Source organism: Pseudonocardia halophobica, from assembly GCF_050948485.1.
Lineage (GTDB): Bacteria > Actinomycetota > Actinomycetes > Mycobacteriales > Pseudonocardiaceae > Pseudonocardia > Pseudonocardia halophobica.
The window spans coordinates 3,255,247-3,273,916 of sequence record NZ_CP192046.1 but is presented as its reverse complement, the minus strand read 5'-3'; the positions used below and the strand labels follow the sequence as shown (position 1 = coordinate 3,273,916).

Below are 18,670 nucleotides of genomic sequence, written 5' to 3'. Positions count from 1 at the left end.
GGGACCACGACCGAAGGGTGGATGGATGAGCACTCCGACCGGCGCACCCGTCCCGCCGGGAGGGCCCGCGGTGCTGGCGGTGGCCGTCGAGCACGCCCGCCGAGGGGTCCGGCTGCAGGTCGCCCTGCGCTGGGTGCTGGTCGCGTTCGTGGCCCTGACGGTGGCGTTCGTGCCGCCGGCCCACGACATCGTCACCTGCGCGGTGATCGCCGCCTGCTACGCGCTGTTCGCGCTCGCGATCGCCGTCCGGGTGCAGCGCGGCGGCGACCGCGCGGTCCGGCTCGCATGGGTCGCGCTGCTGGGCGACCTCGTGGTGCTCGCGGCACTCACCCTGCTCACGGGGGTCTCGACCCCGCAGAGCTGGACCTCCGACGTCGTGACGACGGGGTTCCTCCTGCTCCCGGTGCTGGCCGCGACCCAGCTCCGCCCGCGGGTGTGCGCGGCGGTCGTGGTCCCGACGGTCGTCGTCTACCTCGTCGCGGGGATCGCGACCATGGAGGCGAACCTGGAGCCGTGGAGCTCCCTGCTGCTGCGCACGGCGATCGCGGCCGGGGTGGCCGCGGGCTGCGTCGGGCTCTCCCGGATCCAGCGCTCCCGGGTCGCCCAGATCGGGCGGCTCGTGCAGACCCGCGGCGAGCTGCTCGGCGAGCTCGGCGACCTCGAGCAGCGCGAACGCACCTCGCTCTCCGAGCACCTGCACGACGGCGCGCTCCAGTACGTCCTCGCGGCGCGGATGGACCTCGACGACGCCCGCGACTCCGGCGACCCCGAGGCGTTCGAGCGGCTCGACCGGGCGCTCACCGAGACCTCCCGGCTGCTGCGCTCCACGGTCGCCGAGCTGCACCCCGCGGTGCTGGCGAAGGCCGGGTTGCCGGCGGCGGTGCGGGAGCTGGCGGCGACCGCGGCCGCCCGGGGCGGGTTCGTCGCCGACGTCCGGGCCGACGGCTGGCCCGCCGACCTGCGCACGACCGCCGATCCCCTGCTCCACCGGACCGCCCGCGAGCTGCTGGCCAACGTCGCCGAGCACGCCCGGGCCCGCACCGCGGACGTCACCCTGACCTTCCTCGGCGGCCGCGCCCGCATGGTCGTCGCCGACGACGGCGTCGGGATCGGGCCCGGCGCCGCCGGCCCGCGCGGCGGACACATCGGCCTGGCCTCCCACGCGGTGCGGATCGAGGCCGCGGGCGGGCAGCTGACGATCGCCCCGGGCCCCGCCTCCGGCACCGTCGTGACGGTCGAGGTGCCGGCCGACCCGGCCTAGGCGTCAGGTGTCGAACTTCTCCGCGCGGGAGGGGGTGGCCTCGGCGGTGAGGTACTCCAGCGTGCGGGTGAGCTCGAGCAGGCGGGTGAGGCCGGGCTGGAGGTTGTCCAGGTGCAGCCGCGCCCCCACGCCCCGGATGTGCCGGTGCGCCATGAGCAGCGCGGCGAGGCCGTAGGAGTCGCAGAAGGCGACCTCGGCGCAGTCCAGGTGCACCGCACGCAGGCCCGGGTGCGCCACGAGGTGCTCGACCAGGACGCGGTTGATCTCGTCGGCGTGGTCGTAGTCGAGGTCGCCGGCGATCGTGAGCCGGCCGGTGCGCCGCCCGGCGAGCGCCCAGGTGCAGGTGAGTCGCTGCCCCGCCGTCACGCGGACTCCTTCGTGCCGACGAGGGAGGCCGAGAACTGCGCCTGGGCGCCCTCCAGCAGGGCCGTGGCCCGCGGGAAGTCCCGCAGCTCCTCGCCCAGCAGCTCGAGGGCGGGGACCAGGAAGGCCGCAGGCACCGACCGGGCCTCGAGGATCTCCGCGGTCCAGCGGAGGAAGCGGCCGAACAGCTCGTCGTCGCCGGTGTAGAGCGAGGTCGCCAGGAACTGCACGATGTGGTCGAGGTCCTCGGCGGTGTGCTGGCGCTGCTGGTCGGTGTAGCGCGCCATCACCGGCAGCTTCAGCTCCAGCCCCGTGTACATTGCCTTGACCAGCTGCGGCGCGGTCCGCGTGACCATCGTGTACTCCTGGTCCGCGAGGTGCGGCAGGTCGTCGATGGCCTGCGTGCTGTTCTCCGGCCGCGGCAGCGGGCCCTCCGCGAGCCGGTCCGCCGCGGCGCGGGCGTCGGGCGCCCAGGCCTCGGCCCCGAGGAGCCGGGCGTAGCGGCCGTCCGAGCCGAAGGCGGCGCCGCCCGCGATCACGGGGACGCCGGTGGCACGGCAGGCGGTGATGGTGGCGTGTGCGGTGGGCAGCCGGGTCGCGATCGAGCCCGAGATGGCGACGGCCTCGGGGGCGGTGCGGTGCAGGTGCTCCACCAGGTGCGGCGCGGGCACCTGGGCGCCGAGGTAGTCGACCCGGAACCCGCGCAGCCGCAGCACCTCGGCGAGCAATCGGGCCGGCAGGGCGTGCCATTCGCCGTCGACGCAGGCCACGGCGACCCGGCCGCGGTGCGGCTGGGTGCGCACCCGGTGCCCGACAGCGCCGATCACGCGCTCGTCGATGGCGGTGGCGGTGTGCTCCTGCGCCACGCTGATCCGGTTGGCCGCCCACTCGCGGCCGACCTTGCGCTGCACGGCGCCCACGACGTCGAGGAGCACGGCCTCGGGGTCGACGCCGGCGTCGAGCGCGCCCAGCACGGCGTCGGTGGCCGCGTACTCGTCGCCGGCGATCGCGGCGGACCACAGCGCGTCGGTGTACTTGCGGAGGGACTCCTCGGGCCCGGTCGGGGTCCGGGTCGTCGGACCGGTCATGCGGTGTACCTGCCTCGTCCGTGCCCCCCGACCGCGGTCAGGTGCTGCCCGCGGGGAGCCGTGATCGCCAGTACGGCCATATCGTCGTGCGTGCCGCGGCCCAGCCACTGCGACGCCAGCATCTGCACCCGCTCGACCACGGCCTCGGCCGGCATCCCGGCGCACTCGCCGAGCGCCCGGTACAGGCGGTGCTCGCCGAACAGCTCGTCGCCGAAGGGACCGCCCTTCGCCTCGGTGATGCCGTCCGTGTACATCAGGCACGTCTCGCCCGGGCCCAGCGTCACCTCGGCCGTGGTGGCCCCGACGTCCGGCATCGCGCCGATGAGGGTGCCGCGCGTGGGGACCTCCTCGACCCGCCCGTCCGCCCGCACGACCAGCGGGGCCGGGTGGCCACCGCAGGTCAGGCGCAGCCGCACCCCGGCGCCGTCCCGGGCGACGGAGGCGAGCACCAGCGTGGCGAACCGCGCGTCGTGGGTGTTCAGCAGCGCACCGTTGAGCAGGCGCAGCATGCGCAGGTGGTCGTCGGCGAGCGGGAGCAGCGCGTGCAGGGTGCTGCGGATCTTCCCGGTGAGGACGGCGGCGTCGAGACCCTTGCCGCAGACGTCGCCGAGCACGACGAGGGACTCCTCGTCCTCCTCGCTCGCCGGGTGCACGTCGTAGAAGTCCCCGCCGATGCGGTCGCCGTCCTGCGAGGCGCGGTACCGGGCCGCGAACTCCACGCCGGAGAGCTGGTGCACCGTGGGCGGCAGCAGGTCCCGCATCAGCGTCTCGGTGATCGACGCCTGCTGGTCGTACATCCGGGCCGCGGACATTGCCACGCCGGCTCGGGTGGCGAACAGCCGCGCGACCACCTCCTCCTCCTCGCTGAACTCGGCGGCGCCGGCGCCGCGCACGAGGATCAGCGCACCGGCCGGCACTCCGTGCCCGGGCAGCGGGGTGACGACGATCGAGCCGACCTCGCCGAACCCGGTCGGTCGCAGCCACTCCGGGACCGACATCGGGTCGAGCCAGCGCGAGGGCACGGGCGGGAAACCCTGCAGCGCCTCGGCCAGGCCGGGGACCTCCTCGGCGTCGACGTCGAGCACGTCGTGCACGACGGCGCCGCCGCGGACGGCGGTCACCGTGGGGTACCGGCCGCCGCGCCCGGCCGGGGCCATGACGATCGCGGCGTCGCAGAGGTTCTCGGTCGCCAGCGTGACCGTGGTCTCCATGCAGCGCTGCAGGTTCAGCGACCCGAGCAGCGCGGTGGAGACCTCGGTGAGGAAGGCCGTGCGGGCCTGCTCGGTGCGCAGCGCCTCGCGGGCGAGCCGGGTGTCGGTGTCGTCGACGAGCCACCAGGTGACCGTGCCGTCGTCGTGCCGGACGGGGTGGCCCTCGAGGCTGCGCCGGTCGACCCAGCCCTGCGCGGCGTCGCCGGGGCCGCGGCCGGGAGGGCAGTCGCCGGCGAGGGACGCGTGCGACTCGGCCAGCCAGCCGGGGGCGGTCGCGGTGAGGGTCTCGCCGACGCGCACGCCGGGCAGCAGCGTGCGCGCGGCCCGGTTGAGGGCCTGGACGATCCCGGCAGCATCCGCCACCACGGCCGGGTACGGCGCGGTGTCGATCCGCGCGTCGATCTCGAGGACCGCCGCGCTCGTGGGGTGCTCGGGCTCTGTCACGGGTACGGGAGCGCCGGGGCGGCCCCTTGTCACCTCATCCCGTTCGGGTCGGGTCCGATCAGTGTCGCGCATGCCGATGGCTCTGTCCAAAGGGCATGAACGCCGTGCAACCGTCCCGAGCGCCTGGGGATTCCCCGGATCAACGCCATCCCGGCACCACGTGGGCCCACACGACCTTGCCCTCGCCCCGGTCGACGACGGCCCACTCCTCGGCCAGCGAGTCGACGAGCTGGAGGCCACGGCCGCGCGCAGCGCCGGGATCGTGCGGCCGGAGGACGGGCGGCAGCGGTGAGCGGTCGCCGACGGCGATCCGCACGCCGGTCCGGTCCAGCGTCACGGTGAGCGTGAAGGTGGTCTTGGCGTGCTCGACGGCGTTGGCGGCCAGCTCGTTCACCACGAGCGCGACGTCCTCGGGGTCGCCCGGGAAGGCCCACGCCGCCAGGCGCCGGTCCACCTCGCGCCGCGCGCGGCCCACCATCTCGGGCTCGGGTGGGAAGGTCCAGCTCGCATCGACGACCGCCGGGCGGCGTTCGGCCCGGTCGAGCGCAAGGTCGAGGCCGTGGGCGACGGCGACCCGGTCGGCCACCCCGGCCGCGCGCAGCATCTGCCGGAGCTGGCCGTCCCGGGCCACGAGGGCGAGCCGGGCGTCCGGCCACCCGCCGGCGTCGCGCGCGGCCCGGGCCAGCACGGCGAGCAGGCTGAGCCGCTCGACCCGCAGCTCGTCGAGGTCCACGACGACCCGGTCGTAGCCCTGCAGGAGCCCCGCGAGGTGCGCGACGGCGTCGGGCGCGGTCTCGGGGGCGAGCCGCCCGACCAGGTGCACGTGGGCCGTCCCGCCCGCCGCCGCCGTGACCGCGCGCAGCTGGGACGAGGCGTCGTCGTGCTCGGGAACGGTCACCCGGCCCCCTTCCCCGTCGCCCACGTCGCTCTCCCGGTACTCGTACACCTCACCCCGGGCGCTAACGCCTCGTGAGGTGGGGGTCCCCGATCCGGACGACGACCACGCCCGCGTCGTCCGGCGAGCGGCCGTCCGACCGGGCCCGGGCGGCCCCGACGAGCGCCTCCGCGGTCTCCTGCGGTCCGGTGCCGGGCGGCAGGCCGGCGAGCACCGCGGCCAGCCCGGACTCGTCGAACTGGTCGGGGTCGCCGACCCGGTGCGCCTCGGTCACGCCGTCCGTGTAGAGCACCAGGTCGTCCCCCGCGGCGAGCTCGAGGCGCTGCGTCCCGAGCGCCGCGCCCGAGGTCAGGCCCAGGATCATGCCGCCGCCCGTCAGGTGCTCCACCCCGCCGCCGGCGCGCCGGACAAGGCCCGGCGGATGACCCGCACCGACGACGTCGACCTGCCAGGTCCCGCCCGCCGCGGGCCGGTGGAACGTGGCGTAGGTGGCCGACACGAAGCCGATGCGGCCGCCGAACAGCGGGTCCGCGTACCAGCCGCGGAGCACCTCGTTGACCGTCCGCAGCACGGCCGCCCCGTCCCCGTCCGCGGGCTCGCCCAGGGCCGCCGTGCGGACGGCGGAGCGCGCCAGCGCCGTGGTGCGGGCGGCCGCGGCGCCCTTGCCGCACACGTCCCCGACGACGAGGCCGAAGCCGCCGGCAGCGGGCACGACGTCCCAGAAGTCTCCCATCACCTCGACGCCGGTCCCGCCGGGCACGAAGCAGGCACCGATCGTCACGCCGGGGAGCGTGGGAGGGTGCGGCGGCAGCAGGCTCGCCTGCAGGGTGCGGGCCAGCTCCGCGGCCTCGGCGGCGTGCCGCTCGGCCTCCGCGGCCGCACGGGCGGACTCGGCCAGCGCTAGGCGCAGCGCGATCTCGCCGCCGGCCGCGCGGGCCAGGCCGCGCAGGCCCTCGCGCTGCTCGTCCGTCCACTCGCGGACCACCCGGTCCATGGCGCAGAAGTTGCCGACGACGTAGCCGTCGGGATCGAGGATCGGCACGCCGAGCCAGGCGGCTGCCTCGAACTCCTTGATCTGCGGGAGATCGCGCAGCCGCGGCTCCAGCGACACGTCCGGGGCGTAGATCTCCTCGCCGGCGTCGATCACGACGTGGCACGCGGCGTCGTGGACCGGGGACTCGTACGTCCCGGCCGGGCCGGTGATCGCCTCGGGATACGGCGCGCCCTTCAGGAACGAGCGCACGTCGTCGACGACCGTGAGCGCGACCATCGGGGTGCCGAGGATGATCGCCGCCAGCCGGGTGAGCCGGTCGAACGCCTCCTCCGGTCCGGTCTCGAACAGGCGCGTGGCGTGCACGGCCGCGACCCGGCCGGGCGACTGCACGCCCGTCCTGTCGGCGCTGTTCGCGCTCACTCCCACCTCACCGTCCGCTGCCGGGGTGCGATCCGCGACCGCACTGGGCTGAACGGTGCCGAACTCGAATAACCCTCCCGATGCTAAGGGCCGCGGTGTGCCGGGTGCCCACCGACCGGCCTTCACCCGACCAACGGCCGGAAGGTCAGGGCCAGGTGGAGGGTGAGCCGGTCCCTGCCGTCGGCCAGGTCCAGGCCGGTGAGCTGGGCGATGCGCCCCAGCCGGTAGTAGAGGGTCTGCCGGTGCACGGCGAGCGCCTCGGCCGTCCGCTGCGCGTTGCCGGCCAGGTCGAGCCAGGTCGCCGCGGTCTCGGCGAGCACCGGGTGGTCGAAGAGCGGGCGCACCGCGGGGTCGATCGCGCCCTCGCGCAGCGCCGGCCGCGGCCCGCAGGCGAGCAGCCGGTAGGTGCCCAGGGCGTCCCACCGCGCCACCGGGCGCAGCCGGGGCACCTCGTGCGCGACCCGGGCGGCGAGCCGCGCCTCGCGGACGCTGTCCCGCAGCCCGACGAGGTCCGCCCGCTCGCCGCCGACGCCCGCCACCAGCCGGGCCTGCTCGACGCCGTCGAGCCGGTCGGCGTAGAGCCGGCGGGCGGCCTCGGCGAGGTGGTCCGCGTCGGCCGACGGCGTCAGCAGCACTACGGTCGGGTCGGCGGGATCGTCGGCGGCGGTCGCGACGGCCGCCCGGGGCAACCGCCAGAGGTTGAGCGGGGGGACCGGGCCGCCGTCGGCGAGGTGCAGGGCGATCGCGCGGACCGGCACGTCGCGGGCCAGCGCGCCCAGCCGGTCGATCTCGGCGGCCGCGATCTCGGCGGTCGCGGGGTCCCCGGCCAGCAGGTCGTGGGCCCGTTCGGCGAGGTACTCCCGGGTGCGCGCCTGACCGGCCATGATCGTGCCGGCACGTGCGGCGTGCCGCATCACGCGGTCGAGCCGCTCGTCGGCCTCCGGCCCGGCGAGCCGCCCGGCGGCGTCGAGCACCCAGACGTAGCCGTAGGTCACGCCGTTCCAGCGCGCCGGCAGGCACACCCGCGCGACGACGCCGAAGCCCGGGTCGGCCGGCGTGCGCACCGGCCGCTCGCTGGTCGCGATGCCGAACCGCTCGAACCAGTCCTGCACCTCGGGAGCGGAGCGGCGGTGCAGGATCGAGCGCTGCCGGACCGGGTCCAGCTCGTCGGGGTGCGCGCCGTAGCAGACCAGGTTGAAGTCCCGGTCCTCGAGGACGACGGGCTCGCCCAGCACGCGGGAGACCTCGTCGACGAGCTCCTGCAGCTCCATCGGACAAGTGTATGAGGATCTGGCCCACAAGCTCGGACATCCGGCCATGGGCTCGGAAACGGGAACTCCCTACCGTGGGCTGCACACCGGCGCCCGTCGGCCCTGTCCGCCGCGCCGGGGGCCGGAAGGGAGACCTGCCGTGTTCAGCACGTCCGTCCTCGCCGTCAGCCGCCGACCGCTGGTGCGTCGCCTCATGACCGGTGCGCCCGCCGCGCGCCGGGTCGTCGACCGCTTCGTCGCCGGTGACACGCTCGACTCCGCCCTCGCCACCACCGCCGACCTCACCGCCGCCGGCCTGCTCGTCACCCTCGACCACCTCGGCGAGGACACCACCGACGCCGCCCGGGCCGCCGCGATCCGCGACGCGTACGTCGCCGCCCTCGACGGGCTCGCCGCGCACGGCCTCGCCGACCGGGCCGAGGTGTCGGTCAAGCTCTCGGCCCTCGGCGCGGCCCTGCCCGGCACCCTCGCCCTCGACAACGCCGCCGCCATCTGCGCCGCCGCCGACCGCGCCGGCACCACCGTGACCGTGGACATGGAGGACCACACGACCGTCGACACCACGCTGGAGACGGTCGCGAAGCTGCGCGCCGAGCACCCGTGGGTGGGCGCCGTCGTCCAGGCCGCGTTGCGGCGCACCGAGGGCGACTGTGCCGATCTCGCCCGGGAGGGTTCCCGGGTGCGGCTGGTCAAGGGCGCGTACGCCGAACCCGCGTCCGTCGCGTACACGGCGAAGGCCGAGGTCGACGCCTCGTACGACCGCTGCCTGCGCATCCTCATGGCCGGCCCCGGCCACCCGATGGTCGCCACGCACGATCCCCGCCTGATCGCCCTGGCCGAGGGGTCCGGCCGCGACCCGGCGACCTTCGAGTTCCAGATGCTCTACGGCGTCCGGGTCCCCGAGCAGCACCGGCTCGCGGCCGCCGGGTACCGGATGCGCGTCTACGTCCCCTACGGCGCCGACTGGTACGGCTACTTCGCCCGGCGGCTCGCCGAACGCCCCGCCAACCTGGGCTTCCTGCTGCGCGCCCTCCTCACCCGCTGATCCGTTCTCCGAGGAGTCGATCATGGATGCGATCACCACCGTCCCCGAGCCGGCGAACGAGCCGGTGCACACCTACGCGCCCGGCACGGCCGAGCGCGCCTCGCTCGAGGCCAAGCTTGCCGAGCTGCGCGGACAGCGGCCCGACCTGCCGATGACCGTCGCCGGGAAGCGCCGGATGGCCTCCGGCGAGCGCTTCGACGTCGTCGAGCCGCACCGGCACCGCTCGATGATCGGGGTGTCGGCCAACGCCACCGACGCCGACGTGGCCGAGGCCGTCGCCGCCGCGAAGGCCGCCGCCCCGGAGTGGGCGGCCCTGCCCTTCGACGAGCGCGCCGCCGTCCTGCTGCGTGCCGCCGACCTGCTCGCCGGGCCCTGGCGGGACACGGTCAACGCGGCCACGATGCTCGGCCAGTCGAAGTCCGTGCAGCAGGCCGAGATCGACGCCGCCTGCGAGCTGATCGACTTCCTCCGGTTCAACGTGCACTACGCCCGCCGGGTGCTCGCCGAGCAGCCGCGCAGCGTCCCCGGCGAGTGGAACCGGATGGACCACCGCCCGCTCGACGGGTTCGTCGTGGCCATCACCCCGTTCAACTTCACCGCCATCGCCGGGAACCTGCCGACGGTGCCCGCGCTGATGGGCAACACGGTCGTCTGGAAGCCCACGCCGACCCAGCAGCTCGCCGCCGAGTACACGATGCGGCTGCTCGAGGCGGCCGGCCTGCCGCCCGGCGTGATCAACCTCGTGACCGGCGACGGACTGGCCGTGTCCCGCGTCGCGCTCACCGACCCGGGATTCGCGGGCCTGCACTTCACCGGCTCCACCGCCACCTTCAAGACCCTGTGGCGCACGCTGGCCGACAACCTCGACCGCTACCGCAGCTACCCGCGGATCGTCGGCGAGACCGGCGGCAAGGACTTCGTGGTCGTGCACCCGTCGGCCGACCCGGCTCCGCTGACGACCGCGCTGGTCCGCGGCGCGTTCGAGTACCAGGGGCAGAAGTGCTCCGCGGCCTCCCGCGCGTACGTGCCCCGCTCCTTGTGGCCGGCGCTGCGCGAGGAGCTCGCCGAGGTCACCGCCTCGCTCACCTACGGCGACGTCACCGACCTGCGCAACTTCGGCGGCGCCCTGATCGACGCCCGCGCCTTCGGCCGGGTCCGCACGGCGCTGGACCGGGCCAAGAACACCGCCTCGCTCGACGTCCTGGTCGGCGGGGGCAGCGACGACGCCGAGGGCTGGTTCGTCGACCCCACCGTGCTCGTCGGCAGCGACCCCGGCGACGAGGCCTTCACCACCGAGTACTTCGGACCCGTGCTCGCCCTGCACGTCTACGACGACGCGGACTGGCTGCCCACCTTGGAGCTCGTGGACCGGACCAGCGCCTACGCCCTCACCGGCGCCGTCTTCGCCACCGACCGCACGGCGATCGACGACGCCCACCGGGTGCTCCGGCACGCCGCGGGGAACTTCTACGTCAACGACCGCCCGACCGGCTCGATCGTCTCCCGGCAGCCCTTCGGCGGCAGCCGCGGCTCGGGGACCAACGACAAGGCGGGCTCGATGCTCAACGTCCAGCGCTGGACCAGCCCCCGGGCGATCAAGGAGACCCTCGTCCCGCCCACGGACCACACCTACCCGCACATGCACCGAGACAGGTGAACGGCGCTCTCGCTCACACCTGGTGAGCCGGCGGCCCGTTCGCTCATCCGGCGCGCCTACCTGCACGAACGGCGCTCTCGCTCATACCTGGTGAGCGAGAGCGCCGTTCGCTTCTCGAGGAGTCAGTCGAGGCCGCCGCGCTTGACGAGCTGGGCGGCGATGACGTTGCGCTGGATCTCGTTGGTGCCCTCGCCGACGATCATCAGCGGGGCGTCCCGGAAGTAGCGCTCCACGTCGAACTCGGTGGAGTAGCCGTAGCCGCCGTGGATCCGCACGGCGTTGAGCGCCACCTCCATCGCGATCTCGGAGGTGAACAGCTTCGCCATACCCGCCTCCATGTCGCAGCGCTCGCCGGCGTCGAACTTCTCCGCCGCGAACAGGATCAGCTGGCGCGCGGCGGTGAGCTTGGTGCCCATCTCGGCCAGGTAGTTCCCGATGGACTGGTGCTGCCAGATCGGCTTGCCGAACGACTCCCGCTCCTGGCTGTAGCGCAGCGCGTCGTCGAACGCCGCCTGCCCGACCCCCAGCGCCCGGGAGGCCACCTGGATCCGGCCGGTCTCCAGGCCCTTCATCATCTGCGCGAAGCCCTTGCCCGGGACCTCGCCGAGCACCGCGGAGGCCGGCACGCGCATGTCGTCGAAGATCAGCTCACAGGCCTCGACGCCCTTGTAGCCCAGCTTCTTCAGGTCCTTGGACACCGTGAGCCCTGGGCCGTGCTCGACCAGCAGCACCGAGATCCCGCGGTGCTTCGGCTCGGCCTTCGGGTCGGTCTTGCACAACAAGGCGATCAGGCCGGAGCGGCGGGCGTTGGAGATCCAGGTCTTGGACCCGTTGATCACGTACTCGTCGCCGTCCAGCCGCGCGTGCGTCGCCATGTTCTGCAGGTCCGACCCGCCGCCGGGCTCGGTGAGCGCCATGGTCGCGCGCAGTTCGCCGGTCGCCATCCGCGGCAGGTAGCGGTCCTTCTGCTCCTGGGTCCCGAAGGTCAACAGCAGCTTCGCGACCACGGTGTGCCCGCCCATCGCGCCGGCCAGCGACATCCAGCCGCGGGCCAGCTCGGCGGTGACCAGGGCATAGCAGGGCATCGACACCGGCGCCTCGCCCCACGGCTCGGGGATGGCCAGGCCGTAGATCCCGAGCTCCTTCATCTGCTCGATGAGCTTCTCGGGGTACTCGTTCGCGTGCTCGAGGTCCCGGACGACGGGCTTCACCTCGCGGTCGACCCAGTCCCGCACCGTCTCGACGACGGCCCGCTCCTCGGTGCTCAACGTGCTCATGCTCGGACCCCTCGTCGCGCCTCTCAGGATTCTGTAGAATATAGAGGCCGGTGCCGCAGCCCGGCCAGGCCGTGCCGGTGTGAGACCGTCCACCCTGCCCCCGCCCGCGGACGTCCGCACCCGCTGGGCCCGGGCCGCCCCTCGACCGCGCAGCCCCGACCCGCGATCATGGCGGCGTCCCGGCAACCGGAGGTGCCCGTGCCCGAACCCCAGGCGGTCCTCGCCCCGCTGACCGAGAGCGCCGTGTTCCTCACGCTCGTGGTCGAGCCGGGCGGCGAGGCCGCGGTGCACGACCTGCTGCCGGACGTCGCCGGGATGATCCGGTCTGTCCGGTTCCGGATGCCCGAGGAGGGCCTGACCTGCGTGCTCGGCATCGGGTCCGACGCGTGGGACCGGCTCTTCGCCGGTCCCCGCCCGGCGCACCTGCACCCCTTCCGCGAGCTCACCGGCGAGCGGCACCACGCGCCGGCCACCCCCGGCGACCTGTTCCTGCACATCCGGGCCCGCCGCACCTACCCCTGCTTCGAGCTGGCCCGGCGGATCGTCGCGGCGTTCGGGCCGGCCGCGCGCGTGGTCGACGAGGTGCAGGGCTTCCGCTACTTCGACCGTCGTGACCTGCTCGGCTTCGTCGACGGCACCGAGAACCCGACCGGCCGAGCGGCGTCTGACGCGGTGCTCGTCGGCGACGAGGACCCGGACTTCGCCGGCGGCTCGTACCTGATGGTGCAGAAGTACCTGCACGACCTCGACGCCTGGACCGCCATGACCGTGGAGGAGCGCGAGCTCGCCATCGGCCGCCGCATGCTCGACGACGTCGAGCTCGACGACGCGACCAAGCCCGCCGACTCCCACGTCGCCCTCACGACGATCGAGGAGCCGGACGGCACCGAGCGCGAGATCATGCGGGACAACATGCCCTTCGGCTCGATCGCCGCGGGCGAGTACGGCACCTACTTCGCCGGCTACGCCGCGGACCCCGGCGTGACCGAGCTGATGCTCACCCGGATGGTCGTGGGCGACCCGCCCGGGCACTCCGACCGCATCCTCGAGGTGTCGCGGGCCGTGACCGGTGGCCTGTTCTTCGTGCCCACCGCCGATCTCCTCGACGACCCGCCGCCCCTCCCCCAGCCCGCGGAACCGGCCGCGACCGCGCCCGCCGACCCGCCCGCCGTGCACGCGGGCCTGGGCATCGGGGGGCTGCGCGGCCCGCGCTGACCGAACCGGACCTCAGGGCCGCCGGAGCAGGACCGAACAGCCCTGAGGTCCCGCTCACTCCTGCGCGGCCGCGCCGGCGAACTGGGCCTGGTAGAGCCGGTGGTAGGCGCCGCCCGCCGCGAGCAGCCCCTCGTGCGTGCCCTGCTCGACGATCGAGCCCTCCTCCATGACCAGGATCAGGTCCGCGTCCCGGATCGTGGAGAGCCGGTGGGCGATCACGAAGCTGGTGCGCTCGGCCCGCAGCGCCGCCATGGCCCGCTGCACCAGCAGCTCGGTGCGGGTGTCGACGGAGCTGGTGGCCTCGTCGAGGATCAGCAGCGAGGGATCGGCGAGGAAGGCCCGCGCGATCGTGATCAGCTGCTTCTCCCCCGCGCTGACGCCGGTGCCCTCCTCGTCGATCACCGTGTCGTAGCCCGCGGGCAGGCTGCGGACGAACCGGTCGACGTAGGTGGCGCGGGCCGCGGCGAGGATCTCCTCCTCGGTGGCGCCCGGCCGGCCGTAGGCGATGTTGTCCCGGATCGTGCCGTGGAAGAGCCACGTGTCCTGCAGGACCATGCCGATCCCGGAGCGCAGGTCGGCGCGCGCCATGCGGGCGGTGTCGACGCCGTCGAGCGTGATCCGGCCGGCGTCGAGCTCGTAGAACCGCAGCACCAGGTTCACCAGCGTGGTCTTGCCCGCGCCGGTGGGCCCGACGATCGCGACCGTCTGGCCCGGCTCGGCGACCAGCGAGAGGTTCGTGATCAGCGGGCGCTCGGGCTCGTACCGGAACGAGACGTGCTCGAACGCGACCCGGCCGCGGCGCTCGGTGCGCACCTCGGGCAGCACCGGGTCCGGGGTCTGCTCCTCGGCGTCGAGCAGCTCGAACACCCGCTCGGCCGACGCCACCCCGGACTGCAGCAGGTTGGCCATCGACGCGGCCTGGGTGAGCGGCTGGGTGAACTGCCGGGAGTACTGGACGAACGCCTGGACGTCCCCCAGCGTGAGCGAGCCCGAGGCCACCCGCAGCCCGCCGATCACAGCCACGAGCACGTAGTTCAGGTTCCCGACGAACATCATCGACGGCATGATGATCCCGGAGATGAACTGGGCCCGGAAGCTCGCGCCGAAGAGGTTCGCGTTCTTCTCCTCGAACTGCGCCTCGACCTCGGCGCGCCGGCCGAACACCCGCACCAGCTCGTGCCCGGTGAAGGCCTCCTCGATGTGCCCGTTCAGGATGCCGGTGTTGCGCCACTGCGCCACGAACTGCGCCTGCGAGCGCCGCCCGATGGCCCGGGTGAGCCAGATCGACACCGGCACGGTGATCAGCGCGATCAGCGCGAGCAGCGGCGAGATCACGAGCATCATGGCCAGAACGCCGACGATCGTGAGCAGCGAGGTCAGCAGCTGGCTCAACGTCTGCTGCAGCGACTGCTGCACGTTGTCGATGTCGTTGGTGACCCGGCTGAGCACCTCGCCGCGCTGCCGGCCGTCGAAGTACCGCAGCGGCAGCCGGTGGATCTTGTCCTCGACCTCGCGGCGGAGCTGGAACACCGTGCGCTGCACGATCCCGTTGAGCAGGTAGCCCTGCGCGTACGAGAACGCCGACGCCGCCAGGTAGATCGCGAGCACGGCGAGCAGCACCAACCCGAGCGCACCGAAGTCGATCCCCTGCCCCGGCACCACGCCCTGGCTCTCGATGAGCGTGGCGACGGTGTCGTTGCCGGCCAGGCGCGCCTGCTCGGCGGCCTCGGCCGCGGTGAGCCCCGCGGGCAGCTGCGCGCCGATCACGCCCGCGAAGATCACGTCCGTGGCGTGCCCGAGGATCCGCGGCCCGACGACGTTGAGCGTCACGCTGATCACGCCCAGCGCGACGACGAGCAGCACGCCCAGCCGCTCCGGCGCGAGCCGGCCGATCAGCCGCTTCGCCGACGGCCCGAACGTCGCGGCCTTCTCGGCGGGCTGGCCGATGCCGGCCCAGGGCGGTCCGCCGCCGCGGCGCTGGGCGGCCATGCCGCGCGCGGCGGAGACGGTGTCCGCATCCTGCCGGGGGCGGCCGCCGGGGGCGGTGGTGGTCACGCGGCCTCCTCGACACCGAGCTGGGACTCGACGATCTCGGCGTAGGTGGGGCAGTCCGCCAGCAGCTCCTCGTGCCGTCCGACGCCGACGACCACGCCGTCGTCGAGGACGACGATCCGGTCCGCCGCCGACACCGTGGAGACCCGCTGGGCCACGACCACCACGGTCGCCGCGGCCGTGACCGGGACCAGCGCGGCCCGCAGCCGGGCGTCCGTGGCGAGATCGAGGGCGGAGAACGAGTCGTCGAACAGGTAGATCGGCGGCCGCTTGACCAGGGCCCGGGCGATGGCGAGCCGCTGCCGCTGGCCGCCGGAGACGTTCGTGCCGCCCTGCGAGATCGGCGAGTCGAGGCCCTCCGGCATGGCGCGCACGAAGTCCTCGGCCTGCGCGATCCGCAGCGCCTCCCACAGCTGCTCGTCCGTGGCCACCGGGTCGCCGTAGCGCAGGTTGCTCGCGACCGTGCCGGAGAACAGGTAGGGCTTCTGCGGCACCAGCCCGGTCCGCCGCCAGAGTTCCTCGGGGTCGAGGTCGCGCACGTCGACCCCGTCGACCAGCACCGCGCCCTCGGTGACGTCGAACAGCCGCGGGACCAGCGAGAGCAGCGTGGTCTTGCCCGCGCCCGTGCTGCCGATGATCGCCGTGGTCTCCCCCGGCCGCGCGACCAGGTCGATCCCGCGCAGGACCGGCTCGGCCGCCCCCGGGTAGCGGAAGGTGGCCCCGCGGAACTCCAGCACGCCCTCGACGGCCTCCGGGACGACCGGCTGCGGCGGCGGCGAGACCGACGACTCCGTGTCGAGCACCTCGGTGATCCGCTCGGCGCAGACGGCGGCGCGCGGCACCATGATCGCCATGAACGTGGCCATCATGACGGCCATGAGGATCTGCAGCAGGTAGGCCAGGAACGCCGTGAGGGCGCCGATCTGCATCTCCCCCGCGTCGATCCGGATCGCCCCGAACCAGAGCACGGCCACGCTCGACGCGTTGAGCACCAGCATCACGATCGGGAAGATCAGCGCCTGCAGCCGGCCCGCGGCCGTGGCCACGTCCGTGACCTCGTGGTTGACCACGCCGAACCGGGCCCGCTCGTGCGGCTCGCGGACGAAGGCCCGCACCACGCGGATGCCGGTGATCTGCTCGCGGAGCACGCGGTTGACGGCGTCGATCCGCTCCTGCAGCAGCCGGAACTTCGGCACCATCCGCACCACGACCGCGCCGATGCTCAGCGCCAGCACGGGCACCGAGACCGCGACCAGCCACGAGAGCCCGGCGTCCTCCTGCAGCGCCATGACCACGCCGCCGACGCACATGATCGGCGCCGACACGAGCATGGTGCAGCTCATCAGCACCAGCATCTGCACCTGCTGCACGTCGTTCGTGCTGCGCGTGATCAGCGAGGGCGCCCCGAAGCGGTTCACCTCGCGCACCGAGAACTCGCCGACCCGGTGGAAGACGGCCGCCCGCACGTCCCGCCCGAAGCCCATCGCCGTGTGGGAGCCGAACCAGACCGCGGCGATCGAGCAGACGACCTGGATCAGCGAGACCACGAGCATCCAGCCGCCGGTGCCGAGGATGTAGCCGGTGTCGCCGCGGGCGATCCCGCGGTCGATGATGTCCGCGTTGAGGCTGGGCAGGTAGAGCGCCGCCATCGTCCCGATCAGCTGCAGGACGACGACGAGGGCGAGCGGCCTGCGGAAGGGTTGCAGGTACCGCCGCAGCAGGCGCAGCAACATGCGTCGACACACCCCTGTCGTGAGTGGCCCGCCACGGGCGGACGTGTAGTGGGAAGCCGACGATAGCCGCGGGGTCCGACGGTTCCGGCGGACGATCGTCGCGCCGTGCAACAGTAGTCCGTCCGGGGCAGCGGGCCGACCGGATTTCCCGACCATGGACCTCCGGACTACGTAGTTGTCGCACTGGCCGGGGCCGCCCGGCGGGCGGACCCTCGGGGGCAGTGATCGGAACGGCGCTGATCGGGCACCGTTCGGGACCGGGGAGGTCGGGATGCGTCGGCTCGTGGTGTGCTGCGACGGCACCTGGCAGAACGTCGCCGCGGACAGCAACGTGGCCCGGCTGCACCGGGCGCACCGCCCCGGACCGGGCTCGCCGCCGGCGAAGTACGTGCCCGGCGTCGGCACGGCGTCGCTCGACCCGGTCGGCAACCTGCGGGCCGGGCTGACCGGCGCCGGCCTCGACCGGTCGATCACGGACGGGTACCGGTTCCTGGTCGACACCTACCGGCCCGGCGACCGGATCTCGCTGTTCGGCTTCAGCCGCGGCGCCTACACCGCGCGCAGCCTGGGCGGGATGGTCGGCCGGGTCGGGATCGTCGACGGGACCGGGCTCGACCCCGCCGCCCGCGACGACGCCGTGCGGCGCGCCTACCGGCGGTACCGGGACCTGCGGAACCATCCGGACGACCCGGACTGGAGCACGGGGCTGGTCCTGGCCTACGAGCCGGACGAGCCGACGTCGCCGGTCGAGTTCGTGGGCGTCTGGGACACCGTCGGCGCGCTCGGCATCCCGGTCTACGTGGGCATCCCCGACCTGGTGCACTCCCGCGAGCACTACACGTTCCTCGACGTCACGCTGGACCGCCGGATCCCCGTGGCCCGGCACGCCGTGTCGCTCGACGAGCTGCGCGGCCCGTTCCGCCCCACGCTGTGGGACCCGCCCGCCCCGGGGCAGGACATGAAGCAGGTCTGGTTCCCGGGCGACCACGGGGACGTCGGCGGCGGGTACCGCGGGAAAGGGCTCAGCGACACCGCGCTGGCCTGGATGGCGGCCGAGGCCGCGCACCTGACCTTCGACCTGGCGGCGGTGACCGGGTTCGCCCCGTCGGCCACGGCGCCGTCGCACACGATGGCGGACGGGCTGGTGGGCGCGGCGCTGGAGATCGCCTTCCAGCCGCGCCCGCGGACCGTGCCCCGCATCGACGCGGCCCGGCCCGAGCCCGCCGTGTCGGACGTGGCGCTGGAGCGGCAGGCCGCGCAGGGCTACCGCAGCACGACGACCCTCGCCGCCGGGCAGTCGGCCCGGCTCACCGTTCCCGCGGACCGCGCGTGGACCGCGACCGGCCTGTGGCTGGAGAAGGGCGAGTACCGCTTCACCGCGGAGGGCCGCTGGACGAGCGCGGGGCGGGCGTGCGGGCCGGAGGGCCGCCCGGGGCGTTCCGGGGCACTGGGCGGGGTGTTCTCCGGGCTGGAGCGGGTCCTGCGCCGCGTGTCGGGCAACGACCGCGCGGAGCTCGCCTTCACCCGCCGGCACGACGACCTCCCGTGGCTCTGCCTGGTCGGGTCGGTGGCGAACGCCCCGAGCCCGGACGCCGACGACACGCTGATCGCGATCGGTGCGGGCACGACGGCGGAGGTACCGGCCGAGGGCTACCTGTACGCCTACCCGAACGACGCCCTGGGCTGCTACGGCAACAACTCCGGCGAGATCACGGTCGAGGTGGAGCGGCTGTCCTGATCGGAC

Annotated in this window: 14 protein-coding genes; 5 read left to right on the top strand and 9 right to left on the bottom strand. The window is 74.3% G+C overall.

The window, feature by feature from the left end:
• Positions 1-25 precede the first annotated feature (25 nt).
• A complete protein-coding gene (locus ACQP04_RS15765) occupies positions 26-1,261 on the top strand; it encodes a sensor histidine kinase (RefSeq protein ID WP_433507779.1) in 1,236 nt (411 codons plus the stop codon).
• A gap of 3 nt (positions 1,262-1,264) precedes the next feature.
• Here ACQP04_RS15765 and ACQP04_RS15760 read toward each other — a convergent pair whose 3' ends face one another.
• The 6 genes from ACQP04_RS15760 to ACQP04_RS15735 form a co-directional block, all read right to left on the bottom strand.
• Positions 1,265-1,627 carry an STAS domain-containing protein gene (locus ACQP04_RS15760; protein ID WP_433507778.1) on the bottom strand — a complete coding sequence of 121 codons (363 nt, stop codon included), beginning with the start codon at positions 1,625-1,627 and terminating at the stop codon, positions 1,265-1,267.
• Positions 1,624-2,712, bottom strand: coding sequence for a cobalamin B12-binding domain-containing protein (locus ACQP04_RS15755; RefSeq protein ID WP_433507777.1), 1,089 nt, complete (start codon positions 2,710-2,712; stop codon positions 1,624-1,626). Before ACQP04_RS15755 ends, ACQP04_RS15760 begins: the two co-directional genes overlap by 4 nt.
• On the bottom strand, positions 2,709-4,367 hold the full coding sequence (locus ACQP04_RS15750) for a PP2C family protein-serine/threonine phosphatase (RefSeq protein WP_433507776.1): 1,659 nt from the start codon (positions 4,365-4,367) through the stop codon (positions 2,709-2,711). Before ACQP04_RS15750 ends, ACQP04_RS15755 begins: the two co-directional genes overlap by 4 nt.
• Before the next feature lie 139 nt (positions 4,368-4,506).
• The gene (locus ACQP04_RS15745) at positions 4,507-5,265 is read right to left on the bottom strand and encodes an ATP-binding protein (protein ID WP_433507775.1); all 759 of its coding nucleotides are present in this window, start codon (positions 5,263-5,265) and stop codon (positions 4,507-4,509) included.
• A 61-nt stretch (positions 5,266-5,326) separates the two neighbouring features.
• Positions 5,327-6,676 carry a GAF domain-containing SpoIIE family protein phosphatase gene (locus ACQP04_RS15740; protein ID WP_433507774.1) on the bottom strand — a complete coding sequence of 450 codons (1,350 nt, stop codon included), beginning with the start codon at positions 6,674-6,676 and terminating at the stop codon, positions 5,327-5,329.
• 122 nt (positions 6,677-6,798) lie between these two features.
• Positions 6,799-7,947, bottom strand: coding sequence for a PucR family transcriptional regulator (locus tag ACQP04_RS15735; protein ID WP_433507773.1), 1,149 nt, complete (start codon positions 7,945-7,947; stop codon positions 6,799-6,801).
• Between the two features lie 139 nt (positions 7,948-8,086).
• Between ACQP04_RS15735 and ACQP04_RS15730 the strand changes: the two genes are divergently transcribed.
• Together ACQP04_RS15730 and pruA are read left to right on the top strand one after the other, a co-directional pair.
• Complete coding sequence (locus ACQP04_RS15730) at positions 8,087-8,992, top strand: proline dehydrogenase family protein (RefSeq protein ID WP_433507772.1); 906 nt, start codon at positions 8,087-8,089, stop codon at positions 8,990-8,992.
• A gap of 22 nt (positions 8,993-9,014) precedes the next feature.
• The gene (gene pruA / locus ACQP04_RS15725; protein WP_433507771.1) at positions 9,015-10,649 is read left to right on the top strand and encodes an L-glutamate gamma-semialdehyde dehydrogenase; all 1,635 of its coding nucleotides are present in this window, start codon (positions 9,015-9,017) and stop codon (positions 10,647-10,649) included.
• 122 nt (positions 10,650-10,771) lie between these two features.
• On the opposite strand, the gene ACQP04_RS15720 is transcribed toward pruA, so the two are convergent.
• Positions 10,772-11,926: an acyl-CoA dehydrogenase family protein gene (locus tag ACQP04_RS15720; RefSeq protein WP_433507770.1), complete on the bottom strand. Its 1,155-nt coding sequence runs from the start codon at positions 11,924-11,926 to the stop codon at positions 10,772-10,774.
• Positions 11,927-12,124: 198 nt separating this feature from the next.
• On the opposite strand from ACQP04_RS15720, the gene ACQP04_RS15715 reads away from it, so the two are divergent.
• The gene (locus tag ACQP04_RS15715; protein ID WP_433507769.1) at positions 12,125-13,141 is read left to right on the top strand and encodes a Dyp-type peroxidase; all 1,017 of its coding nucleotides are present in this window, start codon (positions 12,125-12,127) and stop codon (positions 13,139-13,141) included.
• A gap of 54 nt (positions 13,142-13,195) precedes the next feature.
• On the opposite strand, the gene ACQP04_RS15710 is transcribed toward ACQP04_RS15715, so the two are convergent.
• Positions 13,196-15,130 (bottom strand): ABC transporter ATP-binding protein, encoded by a 1,935-nt coding sequence (locus ACQP04_RS15710; RefSeq protein WP_433508373.1) that lies wholly within the window; start codon positions 15,128-15,130, stop codon positions 13,196-13,198.
• Positions 15,131-15,192: 62 nt separating this feature from the next.
• Positions 15,193-16,926: an ABC transporter ATP-binding protein gene (locus ACQP04_RS15705; protein WP_433507768.1), complete on the bottom strand. Its 1,734-nt coding sequence runs from the start codon at positions 16,924-16,926 to the stop codon at positions 15,193-15,195.
• Between the two features lie 271 nt (positions 16,927-17,197).
• On the opposite strand from ACQP04_RS15705, the gene ACQP04_RS15700 reads away from it, so the two are divergent.
• Complete coding sequence (locus ACQP04_RS15700) at positions 17,198-18,664, top strand: DUF2235 domain-containing protein (protein WP_433507767.1); 1,467 nt, start codon at positions 17,198-17,200, stop codon at positions 18,662-18,664.
• The last annotated feature ends 6 nt before the right edge of the window (positions 18,665-18,670 follow it).

Coding starts and splice junctions, on each gene's coding strand:
- ACQP04_RS15765 (WP_433507779.1), top strand. CDS start 26: ATGAGCACTCCGACCGGCGCACCCGTCCCGCCGGGAGGGCCCGCGGTG.
- ACQP04_RS15755 (WP_433507777.1), bottom strand. CDS start 2,712: ATGACCGGTCCGACGACCCGGACCCCGACCGGGCCCGAGGAGTCCCTC.
- ACQP04_RS15735 (WP_433507773.1), bottom strand. CDS start 7,947: ATGGAGCTGCAGGAGCTCGTCGACGAGGTCTCCCGCGTGCTGGGCGAG.
- pruA (WP_433507771.1), top strand. CDS start 9,015: ATGGATGCGATCACCACCGTCCCCGAGCCGGCGAACGAGCCGGTGCAC.
- ACQP04_RS15720 (WP_433507770.1), bottom strand. CDS start 11,926: ATGAGCACGTTGAGCACCGAGGAGCGGGCCGTCGTCGAGACGGTGCGG.
- ACQP04_RS15710 (WP_433508373.1), bottom strand. CDS start 15,130: ATGGCCGCCCAGCGCCGCGGCGGCGGACCGCCCTGGGCCGGCATCGGC.
- ACQP04_RS15705 (WP_433507768.1), bottom strand. CDS start 16,926: ATGTTGCTGCGCCTGCTGCGGCGGTACCTGCAACCCTTCCGCAGGCCG.
- ACQP04_RS15700 (WP_433507767.1), top strand. CDS start 17,198: ATGCGTCGGCTCGTGGTGTGCTGCGACGGCACCTGGCAGAACGTCGCC.